The 16,615-nt window shown below is 62.6% G+C and carries 14 protein-coding genes; 2 read left to right on the forward strand and 12 right to left on the reverse strand.

Annotated elements, in window-relative coordinates; genetic code table 11:
- Positions 1-24: 24 nt before the first annotated feature.
- The 5 genes from glcF to NN484_RS07520 all read right to left on the reverse strand — a co-directional run bounded on the left by glcF (position 25) and on the right by NN484_RS07520 (position 6,273).
- Positions 25-1,245 carry a glycolate oxidase subunit GlcF gene (gene glcF / locus NN484_RS07500; RefSeq protein ID WP_215502623.1) on the reverse strand — a complete coding sequence of 407 codons (1,221 nt, stop codon included), beginning with the start codon at positions 1,243-1,245 and terminating at the stop codon, positions 25-27.
- Between the two features lie 2 nt (positions 1,246-1,247).
- Complete coding sequence (gene glcE / locus NN484_RS07505; RefSeq protein ID WP_215502624.1) at positions 1,248-2,297, reverse strand: glycolate oxidase subunit GlcE; 1,050 nt, start codon at positions 2,295-2,297, stop codon at positions 1,248-1,250.
- Positions 2,297-3,796, reverse strand: coding sequence for a glycolate oxidase subunit GlcD (glcD, locus tag NN484_RS07510; RefSeq protein ID WP_274658806.1), 1,500 nt, complete (start codon positions 3,794-3,796; stop codon positions 2,297-2,299). Before glcD ends, glcE begins: the two co-directional genes overlap by 1 nt.
- A gap of 77 nt (positions 3,797-3,873) precedes the next feature.
- Positions 3,874-4,800, reverse strand: a complete 927-nt coding sequence (locus tag NN484_RS07515; protein ID WP_127651777.1) for an alpha/beta fold hydrolase — start codon at positions 4,798-4,800, stop codon at positions 3,874-3,876.
- A gap of 21 nt (positions 4,801-4,821) precedes the next feature.
- Positions 4,822-6,273, reverse strand: a complete 1,452-nt coding sequence (locus NN484_RS07520; RefSeq protein WP_274658807.1) for a flavin-containing monooxygenase — start codon at positions 6,271-6,273, stop codon at positions 4,822-4,824.
- 190 nt (positions 6,274-6,463) lie between these two features.
- On the opposite strand from NN484_RS07520, the gene NN484_RS07525 reads away from it, so the two are divergent.
- Positions 6,464-7,537: a diguanylate cyclase gene (locus tag NN484_RS07525; RefSeq protein ID WP_127651775.1), complete on the forward strand. Its 1,074-nt coding sequence runs from the start codon at positions 6,464-6,466 to the stop codon at positions 7,535-7,537.
- 210 nt (positions 7,538-7,747) lie between these two features.
- Complete coding sequence (locus NN484_RS07530; RefSeq protein ID WP_274658808.1) at positions 7,748-8,983, forward strand: M20/M25/M40 family metallo-hydrolase; 1,236 nt, start codon at positions 7,748-7,750, stop codon at positions 8,981-8,983.
- 262 nt (positions 8,984-9,245) lie between these two features.
- Here NN484_RS07530 and NN484_RS07535 read toward each other — a convergent pair whose 3' ends face one another.
- From NN484_RS07535 to NN484_RS07565, 7 genes are all read right to left on the reverse strand, one after another.
- On the reverse strand, positions 9,246-10,115 hold the full coding sequence (locus tag NN484_RS07535; RefSeq protein WP_127651770.1) for an isocitrate lyase/PEP mutase family protein: 870 nt from the start codon (positions 10,113-10,115) through the stop codon (positions 9,246-9,248).
- Between the two features lie 121 nt (positions 10,116-10,236).
- Positions 10,237-11,271 carry an arginine N-succinyltransferase gene (astA, locus tag NN484_RS07540; RefSeq protein WP_274658809.1) on the reverse strand — a complete coding sequence of 345 codons (1,035 nt, stop codon included), beginning with the start codon at positions 11,269-11,271 and terminating at the stop codon, positions 10,237-10,239.
- 61 nt (positions 11,272-11,332) lie between these two features.
- On the reverse strand, positions 11,333-12,349 hold the full coding sequence (locus NN484_RS07545; RefSeq protein ID WP_274658810.1) for an arginine N-succinyltransferase: 1,017 nt from the start codon (positions 12,347-12,349) through the stop codon (positions 11,333-11,335).
- 119 nt (positions 12,350-12,468) lie between these two features.
- On the reverse strand, positions 12,469-13,818 hold the full coding sequence (locus tag NN484_RS07550) for an APC family permease (protein ID WP_127651767.1): 1,350 nt from the start codon (positions 13,816-13,818) through the stop codon (positions 12,469-12,471).
- A gap of 88 nt (positions 13,819-13,906) precedes the next feature.
- The gene (locus NN484_RS07555; RefSeq protein WP_274658811.1) at positions 13,907-14,659 is read right to left on the reverse strand and encodes an N-formylglutamate amidohydrolase; all 753 of its coding nucleotides are present in this window, start codon (positions 14,657-14,659) and stop codon (positions 13,907-13,909) included.
- Positions 14,643-15,974, reverse strand: coding sequence for a type I glutamate--ammonia ligase (locus NN484_RS07560; protein WP_274658812.1), 1,332 nt, complete (start codon positions 15,972-15,974; stop codon positions 14,643-14,645). Before NN484_RS07560 ends, NN484_RS07555 begins: the two co-directional genes overlap by 17 nt.
- Entirely contained in the window at positions 15,971-16,615 is a 645-nt protein-coding gene (locus tag NN484_RS07565) for a cysteine hydrolase family protein (protein WP_274658813.1), read from the reverse strand. The genes NN484_RS07560 and NN484_RS07565 overlap by 4 nt, the downstream gene beginning before the upstream one ends.

Here is a 16,615-nt window from a genome sequence, read left to right on the forward strand (position 1 = left end):
GACAAACGAAGAATCCTACGAACTTCATTCTGCCAACGACTGATCCACCAGTTCGATCCAGTGCATAACCGGTGTGCGTCCGGCGCCGGCCAGATGATTCTGGCAACCGATGTTGGAGGTGACGATCAGCTCCGGGCGACCGCTCTCCAATGCATTTAGGCGGTTGTCGCGCAGTTGCCGGGCGAGAGTCGGTTGCGTCAGCGAATAGGTGCCCGCCGAACCGCAACACAGATGACCGTCCGGCACGGGCATGAGATTAAATCCGAGTCGGGTCAGCACCGCCTCCACCGCGCCGCCGAGTTTCAGTGCGTGTTGCAGGGTGCAGGGGCAGTGCACGGCGATCCGCCGTTGGGTGGCGGCGCACACCTGTTCCAGGGGTTCCTGCGCGAGGATCTGCACCAGATCCAGCGTCCGTTCGCTGATCTGCCGCGCCTTGTCGGCGTAGCGCGGATCCTGCGCCAGCAAATGCCCGTAATCCTTGATGAACGCGCCGCAACCGCTGGCCGTCTGCACGATGGCTTGCGCGCCGTTTTCCAGGTGTGGCCACCAGGCGTCGATGTTCTGCCGGGCGCGATCGAGGCCCTTGGCCTGGGCGTCGAGGTGATAGTCCAGCGCGCCACAGCAACCCGCCTCGGCCACCGGAGTGACGCTGATCCCCAGCCGATCGAGCACCCGCGCCGTGGCGTCGTTGGTGTTCGGCGACAGGCCCGGTTGCACGCAGCCTTCGAGCAGCAGCACCCGACGCGCATGGCGCGGAGCAGGGCGTGTGCCGGACACTGGCGCGCGTTGCGGCAATTTGCTTTCGAACATCCGCGGTAACAGCGGCCGGAACGTTGCGCCAACCCGCAGCAATCCCTTGAACACCCCAGGATTCGGCGCCAGTGCGCGCAAGCCCTCGCGCAACAAACGCTGGGCAGCGGGGCGCGGCACGGCCTGATCGACCACCGCCCGGCCGATATCGAGCAGATTGTGATAATCGACGCCGGAAGGACAGGTGGTTTCGCAGTTGCGGCAGGACAGGCAGCGATCCAGATGCAGTTGAGTCTGCGCGGTGGCCGGTGCGCCTTCGAGCACTTGCTTGATCAGGTAGATGCGCCCGCGCGGCCCGTCGAGTTCATCGCCGAGCAACTGATAGGTCGGGCAGGTCGCGTTGCAAAACCCGCAATGCACGCAGGTCCGCAGAATTTTTTCCGCCTCGGCAGCACGCGGCAGTTGTCGGGCTTGTTCGCTGAGGGTGGTTTGCATGGCTAGAACTCCGCGTACATCCGGCCGGGGTTGAACAGCCCTTGCGGGTCGAGTTGCGCCTTGAGCTGCCGGTGGTAGCGCAGCAATGCCGGGGCCAGTGGCTGGAACGGTGTGTCGCTGGCGCCATGGGTGAAGCAGGTGGCGTGGCCGCCAAGTTCCTGGGCGAGGATCTGAATGTGTTCGTGATCGGATTTCAGCCAGCGTTGCGCGCCGGCCCAATCGATCAACTGCTGGCCGGGCCAGTCTTGCGGCCCGAGATTGTTCGGCAGCGACAGGCGCCACAGTGGCAGGCCCTCGTCAAAAAATGCCAGACGTTGCTCGTTCAACTCACGCCAGAACCCCGAGTCCAGCGGTTCGCCGCCGAGCCGTTGATGGGCGGCGGTCACCGAGCCTTCGCCGCCCTCAAGGCGCAGATACAGGCTTTGCCCGTCGTGACAGGCGCCGCTGATCGGCAAAGGTTGCTGGCCCCATTCGGCCAGCCTGGCCAGCGCCCGTGTGCAGTCGATATCGAGGCGGATGCTCAGGCATTGACGCGGTTTCGGCAGGACTTTCAATGAGACTTCGGTGAGCACGCCGAGGCAGCCGAAACTGCCGGTCAACAGGCGCGAGAGGTCGTAGCCGGCGACGTTTTTCATCACTTCGCCGCCAAAACGCAGATGCTCGCCGAGACCGGTGATCACCCGGGTGCCGAGGACAAAATCGCGCACCGAGCCGGACCATGGCCGCCGTGGCCCGGACAGTCCGGTGGCGATCATCCCGCCGACCGTGGCGCTGTCGCCGAAGGCCGGCGGCTCGCACGGCAGCATTTGCCCGGCCGCGTCGAGCGCCTCCAGCAACTCGCGCAACGGCGTACCGGCGCGCACGCTGACCACCAGCTCCGTCGGTTCGTAGCGCACGATGCCGCGATGCACGCGGGTGTCGAGCACCTCACCGGCCACCTCGCGGCCGAGGAACGCCTTGCTGTTGCCACCCTGGATTTTCAGCGGCGTGGCGTTGGCCCGGGCCTCGTTGACCTGATCGAGCAGGGCGCTGCTGGCGTCGACGTCAGCCATCAGAAACGCTCCAGATCAGGGAACGGCAGTTGCCCTGCATGAATGTGCATGGCGCCGAATTCGGCGCAGCGATGCAGGGTCGGGATGTTCTTGCCGGGGTTGAGCAGGCCTCGCGGGTCGAACGCGGTTTTGACCGCGTGGAACAGGGTCAGCTCGGCGCTGTTGAATTGCGCGCACATCTGATTGATTTTCTCGCGGCCGACCCCGTGTTCGCCGGTGATGCTGCCGCCGACCTGCACGCACAGTTCCAGAATCTTTCCGCCCAACGCTTCAGCGCGATGCAGTTCGCCCGGCTGGTTGGCGTCGAACAGGATCAACGGGTGCATGTTGCCGTCGCCGGCATGGAACACGTTGGCGACGCGCAAGCCGTATTCGGCGCCGAGGCGGGCGATGCCTTGCAGTACGCCGGGCAATTCGCGGCGCGGGATGGTGCCGTCCATGCAGTAGTAATCCGGTGACAGGCGGCCGATGGCCGGAAAGGCGTTTTTGCGCCCGGCCCAGAAACGCACGCGCTCGGCTTCGTCACGGGCCTGACGCACCTCGCTGGCGCCTGCCTGGAGCATGACCTCGCGGACCCGCAGGCAATCATCGTGGACATCGGCTTCGACGCCATCAAGTTCGCACAACAGGATCGCCTCGGCATCGACCGGGTAACCGGCGTGAATGAAATCTTCGGCGGCGCGGATCGCCAGGTTGTCCATCATCTCCAGGCCGCCGGGGATGATGCCTGCAGCGATGATGTCGGCCACGGCGCGGCCAGCCTTTTCCACTGAGTCGAAACTGGCCAGCAAGACCTTGGCGACTTGCGGCTTGGGCAGCAGTTTGACCGTGACTTCGGTGATGATCCCCAACAAACCTTCGGAGCCGGTGAACAGCGCCAGCAAATCAAAACCCGGCGCATCGAGGGCGTCGCTGCCCAGTGTCAGGCGTTCGCCTTCGATGCTCAGCACTTCGATCTTCAGCAGGTTGTGTACGGTCAGGCCGTACTTGAGGCAATGCACGCCCCCGGCGTTTTCCGCGACGTTGCCGCCGATCGAGCAAGCGATCTGCGACGAAGGATCCGGTGCGTAATACAGGCCGAACGGTGCGGCGGCCTGGGAAATCGCCAGATTGCGCACCCCGGGCTGAACCCGCGCGGTGCGGGCCGCCGGGTCGATGTGCAGGATGTTGTTGAACCGCGCCATCACCAGCAGGAGGCCTTTTTCCAGCGGCAGCGCGCCGCCCGACAGCCCGGTGCCTGCCCCTCGGGCAACCACCGGCACGCTGTGTTGATGGCAGAGTTTGAGCAGGGTCTGCACTTGGTCGAGTCGCCGGGGCAGCGCCACTAGCATTGGCGTGGTGCGATAGGCCGACAGCCCGTCGCACTCGTAAGGCTTGAGCTCGTCTTCGCGCCAGAGAATGTCGAGATCGGGCACGGCGTGCTGCAAGGCCTTGAGCAGCTCGGCCTTGTTCACCTCCGGTAACGGGCCGTCGAGGCGCTCGTCGTAGAGAATGTTCATTGCGACCCCATCTCACTTGGCGGATGACCTCCTCGCCACAATAAGTTTGTTCTCCGCGGGCTCAGCATGGGTCCAGGTCATCGCTGGTTCCCCAGAAACTCCCGATACAACCGCGCCGTGTTGGTCGGTTGTTCGACCATCGGCATGTGCCCGACGCCGTCCCACACGTCGACCCGCAGGTTGGCGATGCCCTTGCTCCAGATCGGCACGCTGCTGACGTCGATCAAGCGGTCCTTGCGTCCCCACAACAGCAGCGCCGGGCATTTGATCTCGGCCAGTTTCGGCTCCATTGGCGGGCTGGCGCGAAAATCACGGAAGATCTCTTCCAGTTCGTCGCGCTGGCGTTCGTAACGCTGGGCGATGGCGTCCAGGATCAACTTGGGCACCCACGGTGGCGAGGCCATGGTCATGGCATACAACTGGCGGAATTCTTCCCGGGAATTGATCAGAAACGGGTTATGCCCGCGGGCCAGATGGCGCTCCATGTCGCTGGCCTCCGGTGCGGTGACGCCGGCCGGGTCGATCAGCGCTACCGAGGCAATCCGGTCCGGGTAGGTCGCCGCCAGCCACGCCGCGATGTAGCCGCCCATCGAGTTGCCTATCACGTGGACTTTCTCCACGCCGCACACGTCGAGCAGTTGGATCATGCGTTTGGCCTGCAGTGGAATGTCGTAGCCGCCACCGGCCTTGAAGCCGGTTTCACCGTGACCGGCGATGTCCGGAATGATCACCCGGTACTGGCGGACAAAATGCCGGGCGAAGCGCAGCCACAGGTTCTTGTCGGCGCTGTAGCCGTGCAGCATGAGGATCGCGCTCGCCGCTTCATAGGGGCCGCCTTGCCACGTCGATACGCTCATTTCGGCGATTGGCACCTCGATTTTGTGCAATTTATACAGCTTGGCTTCGAGGGCCATGCTCAGGTCGTACAGCCAATGGCCGACCGCCGGGTAACTCAACCAGCTCCAGGCCACGAAAACCGCGAGAGCGACAAACAGCAAAAGCATCGACGTCTTCCTTTTACGTGTTCAGGACAGAATGTGGTCAGCCGGTTTCAGCGCCCGGGTCAACCGGTAGTAGCTGAAACTGAAACCCGGAAAAATCGCGATCACATGACCGCTCTTGCTTTGATACCAACTGTGACAGCCGCCGGACTTCCATACCGTGCGTTCCATCTCACGGTGGATCATTGCAGTGTAGGTACGTTCCGCTTCGGGACGCACTTCAATGCTGCGCAGGCCTTTGGCCTGGAGGGTGTGGATGCAGTCGAGGATGTAATTCATCTGAGATTCGATGATGAACAGCGCCGAAGTGTGGCCAATGCCGGTGTTCGGCCCGGTGACGATAAACAGGTTGGGAAACTCCGGGAGGCTGGTGCCCAGGTAGGCGCGCGGGTACTGCGCCCAGACGTCCTTGAGCTGCACGCCATGCTTGCCGGTCACCGGATAGGACACCACGCCGTCGGTGGCGTCGTAGCCGGTCGACCAGACAATCAGGTCGACTTCGATGTGCTGGCCGTCCGTGGTGGTGATCCCGGTTTCGTCGAGCGCGGCGATGCCTTGTTCGCGGCTGTGCAGGGTGACGTTGGGCCGGGTCAGCGCCGGGTAGTAGGTGCTGGAAAGCAGGATGCGCTTGCAGCCGATGGTGAAGTCCGGGGTGAGTTTTTCGCGCAACAGCGGATCCGGCACCTGTTGCTTGAGAAAGCGCAACGCCTGGCGCTGGACCAGGTGAATCGCCGGTTTTGAATATTTGAACGCGATCACCCGGGTTTCGAATTGCCAGTAGAGCAACCAGCGCAGCAGCTTGTACGCCGGTTTCAAACCCAGCAGCCAGCGCTGAAAGCGCCCGAACGTGCGATCAGCCCGCGGCAACACCCAATGCGGTGTGCGCTGGAACACATGCAGTTGCTCGACCTCGGGCGCAATCGCTGGAATCACCTGCGCGGCACTGGCGCCGCTGCCGACGATGGCCACGCGTTTACCCCGGTAGTCGTAGCTGTGATCCCAATTGTTGGTATGAAACGTCTTGCCCTGAAAGCGATCCAGGCCGGGGAAGGGTGGGATCACCGGTTGGCTCAGCGGGCCGCTGGCGTTGATCACGAACTGCGCATAGAAGACGCCACGGTTGGTCTGCACTGCCCAGCGCTTTTCGGCCTCTTCCCATTCAATGCGCTCTACATTGGTCTGCAGCTCCACACGTTCGCGCAGGCCAAAATGCTCGATAACGTATTGGGTGTATTGGTGCAGTTCGGCCTGGGCGGCAAACATCTGCGTCCAGCGGTACGGCGCGAAGGACAGCGAATACAACGGCGAGGGCACATCTACCGCCGCGCCGGGATAGGTGTTCTGGCACCAGGTGCCGCCGAAAAAGTCGCGGCGTTCCAGCAGGCGAAAATCGTCGATCCCGGCCTTGAGCAAATTGACCGCCGCACATTGGCCGCCAAAACCGCTGCCGATGATCAACACTCGGTAGGTCTGCATGGGCCTCCTTCTTATAGTCGTTTTTCCGTTTTCTTCCTTTCAGGTATAGCTAAATATTTGCACTGTGCGCGGCGGCGATGGCCCGGTATTCAGCGGCTGGTCGGTGATGGCTATTTAACGGCTGGCTGTTAGACTTCCAGCACATCGGTCTGACGATGTGCGCAGGTTCCGTTGAGTGGTCGAGGCCCTTATGCGAAACAAGGGAGGAAAGGGACTTTCACTGGCCAGGAGGCTTTATACATCGCGAACCCTCGGGCTGGTGCTGGGGCTGTTGTGCGTGAGTGCGGCGATGTACCCGCTCGACCCGCCGCTGTGGGTCTGGGCGCTGATGCTGTTCAATGGCCTGCTCTGGCCGCATCTGGCATTTCAATGGGCCCGTCGTTCCAGCGTTCCCTATCACGCCGAACACCGCAATCTGTTGGTCGATGCGTTTATGGGCGGCTTCTGGGTCGCCGCCATGCATTTCAATCCACTGCCCAGTGCCACCACCATCTCGATGATGGCGATGAACAACGTCGCCATCGGCGGCTTGCGTTTTCTCGCCGCAGGCCTTGCGGCGCAGATCCTTGGCATCGGCGTCGGCCTGGTGGTTTTCGCCCCGGCGTTCATTCCGCAAACCTCGCCGTTGCAGCTGTACGCGTGCCTGCCGTTGTTGATGCTGTACCCGTTGGCATTGGGCTGGATCTGCTTTCGCCAGGCCTACACGCTGGGGCTGCACAAGCGTGAGTTGCTGGCGCTGAGCCGCACCGACAGCCTCACCGGCTTGCTCAACCATGGTGCCTGGAAGGATCAGCTGGAAATCGAATTTCAACGTTGCCGCCGGCAGCAACAGGGCGCGGCGATTGCCTTGATCGACATCGATCATTTCAAGGCGATCAACGATACCTACGGTCACGTGGCCGGCGACATCGTGCTCCGTCAGTTGAGCAAGATGCTCAAGCAGAACCTGCGCGCCGCGGACGTGGCCGGGCGTTACGGCGGTGACGAGTTCTGCGTGATTCTGCCGGACCTGCCGCTGTTCAATGCCGCCCAGGCCATGGAAGCCTTGCGCGAGCGTTTCGCCACCCTGGGTTACGAACAGAACCCGGCGCTCAAGGTCAGCCTCAGCATTGGCCTGGCCGCTTACGACCCGGCCCATGGCGATGCGACCCGTTGGCTTAACGATGCGGATCAGGCGCTGTACGAGGCCAAGGCCAGCGGGCGCAATCGGGTGATCTGCAACAGTGATGATCGGCCGAAGCGCGAAGTGCTCGATTCGGTCTGACTGCCCACAACAATTCCCTTTGTAGGCCTTCGCCTGCTCGCGATAGCAGTCTATCAGTAACCCGGATGTTGACCGATATAACGCTATCGCGAGCAGGCTCACTCCTACAGGTGTTCGGTGTCGGTCGGGGGAGATGTCGCATCCGGTATAGAGCCTTGCGTCGATGTCAGGTACGGTTGAATCCCCCCGACGCGAACCAAGGATCGATTCATGACGTTCTCATTTTCCCGCTCTCTGCTGGCCGCCAGCCTCGGCCTGTCTCTCGCCTTCAGCACCGCCAGCGCCTTCGCCGAACCGCACAAGCAAGTGCTGGCCGATGCCGAACAGTATCAGCCCGAAGCCCTGAAACTGCTGGAACGGCTGGTCAACATCGACTCCGGTTCCGGTTATGAACCGGGGTTGAAACAAGTCAGCGAGATTGCCATCGACGAGCTGAAAAAACTCGGCGCAACCATCGAGCTGGTGCCCAATACTCCGGAAAAATCCAACCACGTGCTGGCAACGTTCAAAGGCACCGGCAAGGCAAAAATCCTCCTGATGGCGCACATGGACACGGTGTTCAAGGAAGGCTCCGCCGCCGAGCGCCCGTTCCGTATCAAGGACGGCCGCGCTTACGGGCCGGGGGTGATGGATGACAAGGGCGGCATCGTCGCAGGGATCTACGCGCTGAAAATTCTGAAGAACCTCGACTTCAAGGACTACGCGCAAATCACCTTCCTGCTCGACGCCAGCGAAGAAACCGGCTCGGACGTCGCCACCGATCTGATCAAGAAAACCGCCAAGGCCCACGACGTGACCCTCAACCTTGAGCCGGGACGTCCGGCCGATGGTCTGGTGGTGTGGCGCAAGGGCAGCGCGACGGCGTTGGTCGAGGTCAAAGGCAAGGCTGCGCATGCCGGCGTTGCGCCGGAGCTGGGGCGTAACGCGGCGATGGAGGCCGCGCACCAGATTCTGCAACTGGGCAAACTCGGCGACGAGGCGAAGAAAACCACCATCAACTTCACCGTGCTCCAGGCCGGCGATCGCACCAACGTGATCCCGGATCACGCGACGGCCAAGGCTGACGTGCGCGCGGCGGTGCCGGAAGAGTTCGACCGGATCGAGAAAGACCTGGCGCGGGTCTCGCAGGACAAGTTGATCGCCGAAACCGAAGTCACCACCAGCCTCAAGCGCGGCTTGCCACCCATGCCACAGACAGCGGAGTCGGATCGTTTGATGGCCATGGCCCAGGGAATTTACGGCGAGATCGGCCGCAAGCTGACTGAAGAGGGCAGCGGTGGCGCGGCGGATGCCAGCCTGTCGGCCGGGGTCGGTACACCGACGCTGGATGGTTTCGGGATTGTTGGCGGCAATATTCACACGCCGGAGGAATACGCCGAAGTAGCGAGCGTGACGCCGCGGATTTATCTGTTGTCGCGGATGATCATGGAATTGGCCAAGCGCTGAGCCGGTAGCCACAAACCGGCGGTGTTGCGGCTGACGTCTTCGCGAGCAGGCTCGCTCCCACAGGGATTTGTATTCGCCGCAAGTCCAATGTGAGAGCCTGCTCGCGATGGCGTCAGCCCATTCAAAACTCGTACTGCCTGACTCACCGCTTTCGCGAGCAAGCTCGCTCCGACATTGGAGCTGTCGAACACGAATGCGGTGTTCACTGAACATCTACTGTGGGGGCGGGCTTGCTCGCGAAGAGGTCAGACCAGGCTGCACCTTATTCCTTCACGCTCATGTATTCCTTCGCCCAGAGAATGTAATCCTCAGGCTGGGTGTAGGTGTGCGTCAGCTCGGTGGCGTTCAGGTCCGAGGCCTGGGTGAAGATCTGCCGCTGCTCGCGCAGGCTGTCATAGGTGGCCTTGATCGCGGCGAAATATGCGCCGTGACCGTCGATGGTCACGCGCACGCCCAGTTCGGCCAGACGCTTGTCGTCGCGCAGCGCCGGGTTGCCGTAGGTGACCAGCATCAGCGGCACGCTCAGGTGTTCGGCGATCTGTTCGAGCTGATCGAAGTCCTGCACCCCGACCATGCAGATGCCGTCGGCACCGGCGGCCTGGTATTGCTTGGTGCGGCTGATGATTTCCTGGTTCGGCAGGATGCCGGCGTTGGTGCGGGCGATGATCGCCATTTCCGCATCGACCCGGGCTTCCAGCGCCGCGCGGATCTTGCCGACGCCTTCGGCGACCGAGATCAGGTCAGTGGATTTGCGGCCGAATTGCGCCGGCAGCAGGGTGTCTTCGATGGTCAGGGCGGCGACGCCGGCACGTTCCAGTTCAACGATGGTACGCATCACGTTGAGGGCGTTGCCGTAGCCGTGGTCGGCGTCGGCGATCACCGGCAATTGGGCGACGCGGCCGATACGGGTGGCCTGTTCGGCGAATTCGCTGAGGGTGATCAGGGCAAAGTCGGGGGCGCCCAGCACTTGCAACGAGGCCACGGAGCCGCCGAGGATCCCCACTTCAAAACCGAGGTCGGCGGCAATGCGCGCGGACATCGGGTCGAACACCGAGGCGGTGTGGTAGCAGGTGTCGGAAGCCAGCAATTGACGGAAGTTACGGCGCAAATCTTGATGGGAAAGCCTGGTCATACGAGTTCCACCAATACAAAGGAATGGAACGGCTTGAGCAAAGGTGTCAACGCCGAAGAATGAAAAGGCTATCACGCGAATGGGTCAAGGTTCATGACGAATTTGCGCGGGAGAAGGGGATTCAGGCCGCTACTGCCTGTTGCTGTTGCCTGGGCAGCAGCACCGCGCGCACCGAGTTGCCCGGTTGCAGCTGCAGGCGCTTGGCGGTGAGGCGGTCGACCACCAGGGTATTGCCGACCTGACGGCCGGGGGCCACGGTGATGCGGCAGTTTTCCAGGCGACGGTTGTGGATCAGCCACAACGGCGCCTGATCATCTGGTGTGCCGAGGCTCAGGGCCAGCGCGAGACTGTCGCGCACGGTACGAATGTTCGGGATCGCGGCTTCAATGACCGGGCCGCCGTCGAAGATGTCGATGTAGCCCTTATGCACAAAACCTTCTTCGCGCAGGATCTTCAGCGCCGGTTCGGTGTTGGGGTGCGGTTGGCTGATGACCGCTTGTGCCTGTTCGGTGAGCAGGCAGGTGTACAGCGGCTGGCGTGGCATCAGTTCGGCGATGAACGACTTGTTGCCCAAGCCCGACAAATGGTCGGCGTGGCTGAAATCCATCTTGAAAAAGTGCCGCCCCAGGCTGTCCCAGAACGGCGAGCAGCCGAGTTCATCGGCACTGCCGCGCAGTTCGGCGATCATCTTCTCGCCAAACAGCTGCGGAAATTCAGCCACGAACAGCAGACGTCCGAGCGACAGTAACCGACCATTGCTACCTTGGCGGTGCTGCGGATGCAGGAACAGCGAACACAGTTCCGACTGGCCGGTCAGCTCGTTATTGAGAAACAGGGTAGGGATCTGTCGCGAAATACCCAGATCCGGCGATGAAGTCACGGTCAACCCGACCCGGTAGTTGTACCACGGCTCACGCAGACCCACCGCCCCGGTCAGGGCGCTGACACCGACCACGCGCAGGTCGTCGTCTTCGAGCACGAACAGATAATCGGCGTCGGCTCGCTCCACTTGCTCGGCGAACGCACGCTGGGCCCAGCGTACGCGGTGGGCGAGGCGGTCTTCATTGGCCGGCAGGGTGGTGAACCCCGGGCCGGCCTGTTGCACCAAGGTCATCAGTGCTGGCAGGTCGCTGACTTTGACCGGACGGACGATCATGCGGTAACTCCTTGTACGCGCCTGTTCGGGCACTGTCGTTGGGTGTGCAGCCGGGCGCGGCTCACAGGGCTATCAGCCTGATCGTGCTGCCATCGGTGACATTCAGCGCCGCACATAACTGCGGCGTGAGGGACAGCGGTTGATCGGGTTGGTAATCCAGTTCGGCGACGATGGCCCGGAAGCCGTGCAGCGCGTCGTTGCTCAACAGATAGCGGCCCCGGGCGTCGATCTGTGCTTGCTGGCGCACGCTGGCGATCCGGCTGCGGGCAATCGAACGGATGTTCGCGGTGCGCGCATACAGGGTCGGGCCGGCGTCGAACAGATCAATGTAGCTGTTGGTTTCGAAGCCCTCACGCTCGAGGATGTCGAAGGCTTCCTGGCCGTCGGGGTGAATCCGGCCGATGCATTCCTGTGCGGCCGGGGGCAGCATCGGCACGTAAATCGGGTATTGCGGCATCAGTTCGGCGAGAAACGTGCGGCTTTGCAGGCCGCACAGACGCTCGGCCTCGACGTAGGGCAGGTCGAAGAAATGCTTGCCGAGTGCGTCCCAGAACGGCGAGTGACCGTTCTCGTCGCTGTAGCCGACGATTTCGGTGATCACCGCATCGGCGAAACGTTGCTCGTGGGCGGCGATGAACAGCAGCCGCGCCCGCGACAGCAATTCGGAAAAGGCGCTGCGCACCAGCGCGTTATCGATGTGAAAGCCGCGCAGCAGCGTGTGGTCGTTGAGGTCGTGACACAGCGACAGCGCCGGCACCCCGTGCTCGATGTTCAATTCTCGCGAGGCGCTGGTGAAGTGCCGATTGCGCAGGCTGTAGAACGGCTCGTTGAAACCGGCAGTGGCGAGGATTTCCGAGCAGCCGACCAGCCGCTGACGGTCGAGGTCTTCCAGCACGAAGAAGTAGTTCTCCGGGCCTTGCGCCTGAATGTCGCTGTCGAACGAGGCGCAGGAGCCGGCGATTTTTTCGCGCAGGCGCTCGCTGTCGTCCGGCAGCGACGTGACGCCGACCAGACTGTCGCGGGCCAGTTGCTGCAATTGCGGCAGGTCGGTTGGCGCGACCGGGCGTAAGACCAGCATGGATGCACTCCTGTATCAAAGGGTTCGGTGATCCCCACCGAACCTGACTATCACTGTCGGTTGCCACGCTTTAAAGCGGCGGTCGCCTGATTTATTGTCAGACGCCGCTCTTTTTCTTGTCAGCCATTGCTCGGGTCAGGCAGCGCGGTGCTGGCGCCGAGCTTGTTCAGGAAGAACAGGTACACCAGGCCCAGGGCGATCCAGATCAGGCCGAGTTTCTGTGCATCGACGCCCATGTTGTACATGATGGCGGCGACGATGATGAAGCCGATCACCGGGCAGATCAGATGGCGTACGACCTGACCGGACTTCTGCCGACGCCAGTAGTAGTTGATCACCGTCAGGTGCAGCAGCATGAAACCGCTGAGGGCACCGAAGTTGACCAGCGAGGTCAGGGTGTCGACCGAATTGATGAACAGGTAGCAGATCACCAGCGACAGCACCGCCACCAGGTAAATGCTCAGGTACGGGGTGTTGTGTTTCGGGTGCACCTTGGCCAGCACTTTCGGCAATTTGCCGTCGCGGGCCATGCCGAACAGCAGACGCGACACGGCGGCTTGCGAGGTGATCGCCACCGCGACGCCCCAGGCCAGTGCGGTCGCCACACCGGTCAGGGTTGCCAGCCAGCTGCCGGCAGCCATTTCAGCAATTTCATAGAACGCAGTGTCGGCAGACTTGAAGCCCATGCCGGCGGCCAGATCGGTGGCGATCCAGGTCTGTACGACGAAAATCGCGCCCATCACCACCAGGGTAATCAGTGCGGCTTTGCCGACGCTTTTGCCCGGGTCGCCTTTGATTTCTTCGGCGAGGGTCGAGATCGCATCGAAGCCGAGGAACGACAGCACCGCAATCGACACAGCTTGCATCAGCAGGGCGAAGTTGAACGTTTCCGGGTGATACAGCGGCGCCAGGGTCAGTTCGCCGTTACCGCCACCGTTGTGTAGGGCATTCCAGGCGTAGAACAGAAAAATCCCCAGCACGACAAGCTGTGCCAGCAGGAAAACGATGTTCATCCGTGCGGTGAAGGTGATGCCGCGCAGGTTGACGAAGGTCGCGCTGACCAGGAACGCCAGAATGAAACCGACCTTCGGGATATCCGGGTACAGGTGGTTCAGAGCCATCGCCGCGTAGACGTACAGCAGCGGCGGAATCAGCAGGTAGTCGAGCAGCATCAGCCAGCCGGCGATGAAACCAACGTGCTGATTGAGGCCGCGCTGTGCGTAGGAATACACGGAACCTGCGATCGGAAACGCCCGCGCCATGCTGCCGTAGCTCAGCGCGGTGAACAGCATCGCGACCATGCCGATGATGTAGGCCAGCGGCACCATCCCGGGCGCCTCGGCATTGACGTAGCCATACACGCCGAAGGGGGCGATGGGGATCATGAAGATCATCCCGTACACCACCAGGTCGGTCAGTGTCAGGCTACGTTTCAACTCCTGTTTGTAGCCGAATTCTTCTATTTCCATGAAGCGCAACTCCTTGTCAGCCTATCCAGCGTTATTAGTTGTTATGTCGATCCGTCGTTTATCGCGTCAGCAGTCTCTACAGCATTCGTTACAACAGCGGCGCCAGGCGCTCGGCCCACAGTGATACGGCTTCGGGGCTGCGCAACAGGTCGTTGCGCACTTCGATCAGCACCGACTCCAGCCCTCGGGCATCGCCGTGCACCGGCACGGTCATGTCGCCCAGCGGATCAATCCGGTACGGCTGGTTGCCCGCGATCTTCAGCGGGTACTGGTCGAGGCCGTCGATCACCCGTTGCGCGTAGGCGCTGGCCTGGCCGAACAGCACACCGACTTCCAGCGGGCGCGGCTGGCCGTAATACACCGGGGTAAAACTGTGAATCCCTACCACCCGCACCGCTTGACCCTGCGCCACGCGCTCGTCGATCAGGGTCTGCAGCCGGGCGTGAAACGGTTTGAACAGGTTCTGGCGCCGGTATTCGCGTGTGGCTTCATCCAGATCGCGGTTGCCGGGCACCTGATAAATCTCGCTCTGCGCCGGGATGCTGTCCGGGGCATGCCGGGGCCGATTGAGGTCGATCAGCAGCCGTGAATAATTGGCGCTCAACAACGTCGCCCCGAGTGTTTCCGAGAGCTTTTCAGCCAGTTGCAGTGCGCCGATGTCCCAGGCGATGTGCTCGCGCGCGGCTGCATCGTCCAGGCCCAGATTGTTCAGGGCGTCGGGGATGTAGCGGCTGGCGTGCTCACACACCAGGATCAACGGATGCGATGAATCTTCACGGCTCAGGTTGTAGACCGGGCGGGTGTACAACCCCAGCTCGGTGGATTCAGTACAGGCGTGCATAGTGCTCACACAGGTCAGCGGGCGAGAGCTGTTCCGTCAGCGCCAGTTCCTCGGTTTTAAGGGCGTGGTAAGTGTCGAGCAACGGCTTGGGCAGCCATTGGTTGAAGGCTGCACTGTCACGCAGGCAATCCAGCGCCTGGGCCAGCGAGGCGGGCAGGGCTACGATGCCCCGGGCCTTGCGTTGCTCGTCGTTGAGTGAATCGGGAATTTCATCGGTGATCGCGTTCAGCGCCAGACGCTGTTCGATGCCCAGCCGTCCGGCAATCAGTAGTGCGGCCATCGCCAGGTGCGGCGAGGCGGTGGCGTCCATGGCACGGAATTCCAGGTTGTACTGCGCCGCCACGGATTTGCCGCCCAGGCTCACGGTCGGGCAGATGCGCAACGCCGCTTCGCGGTTCTGCTGCCCCAGACACGCGTAGGACGCGCTCCAGTGATGTGGCTGCAAACGCTCGTACGACACCGGCGTCGGCGCGGTGAAGGCACACAGCGCCGGCAGGTAATGCAGGATCCCGGCGGCCCAATGCTGGCCGAGGGTCGACAGACCGTTGCTGGTGCCGGCGTCGTAAAGCATCGGCAGACCTTGCAGATCGAGCAGGCTGACGTGCAGGTGCACGCCATTGCACACTGCGTCAGCCTTGGTTTTCGGCGCGAAGCTGACGTCGACGCCCATTTGCCGGGCGATTTCGCGGGTGATCTCGCGCACGTTCACCGCGCGATCCGCCGCCGCTACACCAAGGGTCGGGCGGCAGGTGATTTCGTATTGATGCTTGCCGTATTCGGGCAGGAACATTTCCGGCTCGACGCCGCCGGCGCGCAGGGCGCTGAGCAGCCAGCCGCCGAATTCGGCGCCCTGACGCTGGGCTTCAAGGGTGAACGCCAGATGCTCGGTAAAACCGGCATGCAGGTTGAATTCGTGTTCGAACGCCGCGTTGACCTGCAAGCCGAGGTCGTCGCGATAGCGTTCGATTTCATCGCGCAACAAGGTGCGCGGGCAGGCGCTCCACGGGCGGCCGTCGGTCTCGCGGATGTCGCCGTGGATGAAGTCCAGCGCCGGTGCAGCGGCGTCCGGGCCGTTGCCGACGGTGACGCGGCTGGCAAGATCAGGGATCAGCCGCAAGTCGCCATAAGCCCCCCACGGGTTGGTCGAGGCGATGATGTCTTGCGGGGTCAACGCGCTGTTGGCCGGCACCCAGCCGCAACCGGCGGCTTGATAGTGCTCCAGCTCGTCGGTCGGAAACGAACGGCCACGGGTGATGCCGATCAGGTCGGTGGTGACGATGGTGGTCATCGGCAACGGCGTCAGGCGCTCGCTCATGGGCGCATCTCCTGCAATCGGCCGAGCACGGTTTGCGTGTCGGTGATCCAGCAGTAACCCTTGATCGCATTCAGGCAGGCGTCATGCCGCGCCGGGGTGTAGGTGGCGCAGGCGTCTTCGACCAGCGTCACCAGATAGCCGCGGTCGGCGGCGTCGCGCACGGCCATGTCGACGCACTGGTCGGTGACGATGCCGGCGATGATCAGATGGCGGGTTTCGAGGTTGCGCAGCACGTAATCGATGTTGGTCGAGTTGAACACCCCGGACGAGGTTTTCGGCAACACGATCTCGTTTTCCACCGGGGTCAGGTCGTCGATGATGCGCGCCTGTTCACTGCCCTTGGGCAGGTGCATGTCCGACAGCTTGTGGTCCAGCGAGCGATCGCGACCGTCGGCGGTCAGGCTTTCGATAAGGGTGTGCAGCACGTTCTGCCGCGCCTGGCGAAAGGCGCTGAGCAACCGGCGCTGGTTGGGCACCACCTGCATGTGGGTGCGGGTCAGGAAATACTCGGCGTCCGGCCCGTTCAGGTGCGGGTCGTACTGCGGTTCGAGCCAGGCTCGCTGCATGTCCACCAGCAACAACGCGGTGTGATCGGTGACAAACGGCAAGTCCCGCGGCGAGCGGTGTGGAAGGCTGAACAT

Source organism: Pseudomonas serboccidentalis (genome assembly GCF_028830055.1).
GTDB classification, from domain to species: domain Bacteria; phylum Pseudomonadota; class Gammaproteobacteria; order Pseudomonadales; family Pseudomonadaceae; genus Aquipseudomonas; species Aquipseudomonas serboccidentalis.

Coding starts and splice junctions, on each gene's coding strand:
- NN484_RS07550 (WP_127651767.1), bottom strand. CDS start 13,818: ATGGAAATAGAAGAATTCGGCTACAAACAGGAGTTGAAACGTAGCCTG.
- NN484_RS07560 (WP_274658812.1), bottom strand. CDS start 15,974: ATGAGCGAGCGCCTGACGCCGTTGCCGATGACCACCATCGTCACCACC.
- glcF (WP_215502623.1), bottom strand. CDS start 1,245: ATGCAAACCACCCTCAGCGAACAAGCCCGACAACTGCCGCGTGCTGCC.
- glcE (WP_215502624.1), bottom strand. CDS start 2,297: ATGGCTGACGTCGACGCCAGCAGCGCCCTGCTCGATCAGGTCAACGAG.
- NN484_RS07545 (WP_274658810.1), bottom strand. CDS start 12,349: ATGCTGGTCTTACGCCCGGTCGCGCCAACCGACCTGCCGCAATTGCAG.
- NN484_RS07535 (WP_127651770.1), bottom strand. CDS start 10,115: ATGACCAGGCTTTCCCATCAAGATTTGCGCCGTAACTTCCGTCAATTG.
- NN484_RS07520 (WP_274658807.1), bottom strand. CDS start 6,273: ATGCAGACCTACCGAGTGTTGATCATCGGCAGCGGTTTTGGCGGCCAA.
- glcD (WP_274658806.1), bottom strand. CDS start 3,796: ATGAACATTCTCTACGACGAGCGCCTCGACGGCCCGTTACCGGAGGTG.
- NN484_RS07565 (WP_274658813.1), bottom strand. CDS start 16,615: ATGTTCAGCCTTCCACACCGCTCGCCGCGGGACTTGCCGTTTGTCACC.
- NN484_RS07530 (WP_274658808.1), top strand. CDS start 7,748: ATGACGTTCTCATTTTCCCGCTCTCTGCTGGCCGCCAGCCTCGGCCTG.
- NN484_RS07515 (WP_127651777.1), bottom strand. CDS start 4,800: ATGCTTTTGCTGTTTGTCGCTCTCGCGGTTTTCGTGGCCTGGAGCTGG.
- NN484_RS07555 (WP_274658811.1), bottom strand. CDS start 14,659: ATGCACGCCTGTACTGAATCCACCGAGCTGGGGTTGTACACCCGCCCG.
- NN484_RS07525 (WP_127651775.1), top strand. CDS start 6,464: ATGCGAAACAAGGGAGGAAAGGGACTTTCACTGGCCAGGAGGCTTTAT.
- astA (WP_274658809.1), bottom strand. CDS start 11,271: ATGATCGTCCGTCCGGTCAAAGTCAGCGACCTGCCAGCACTGATGACC.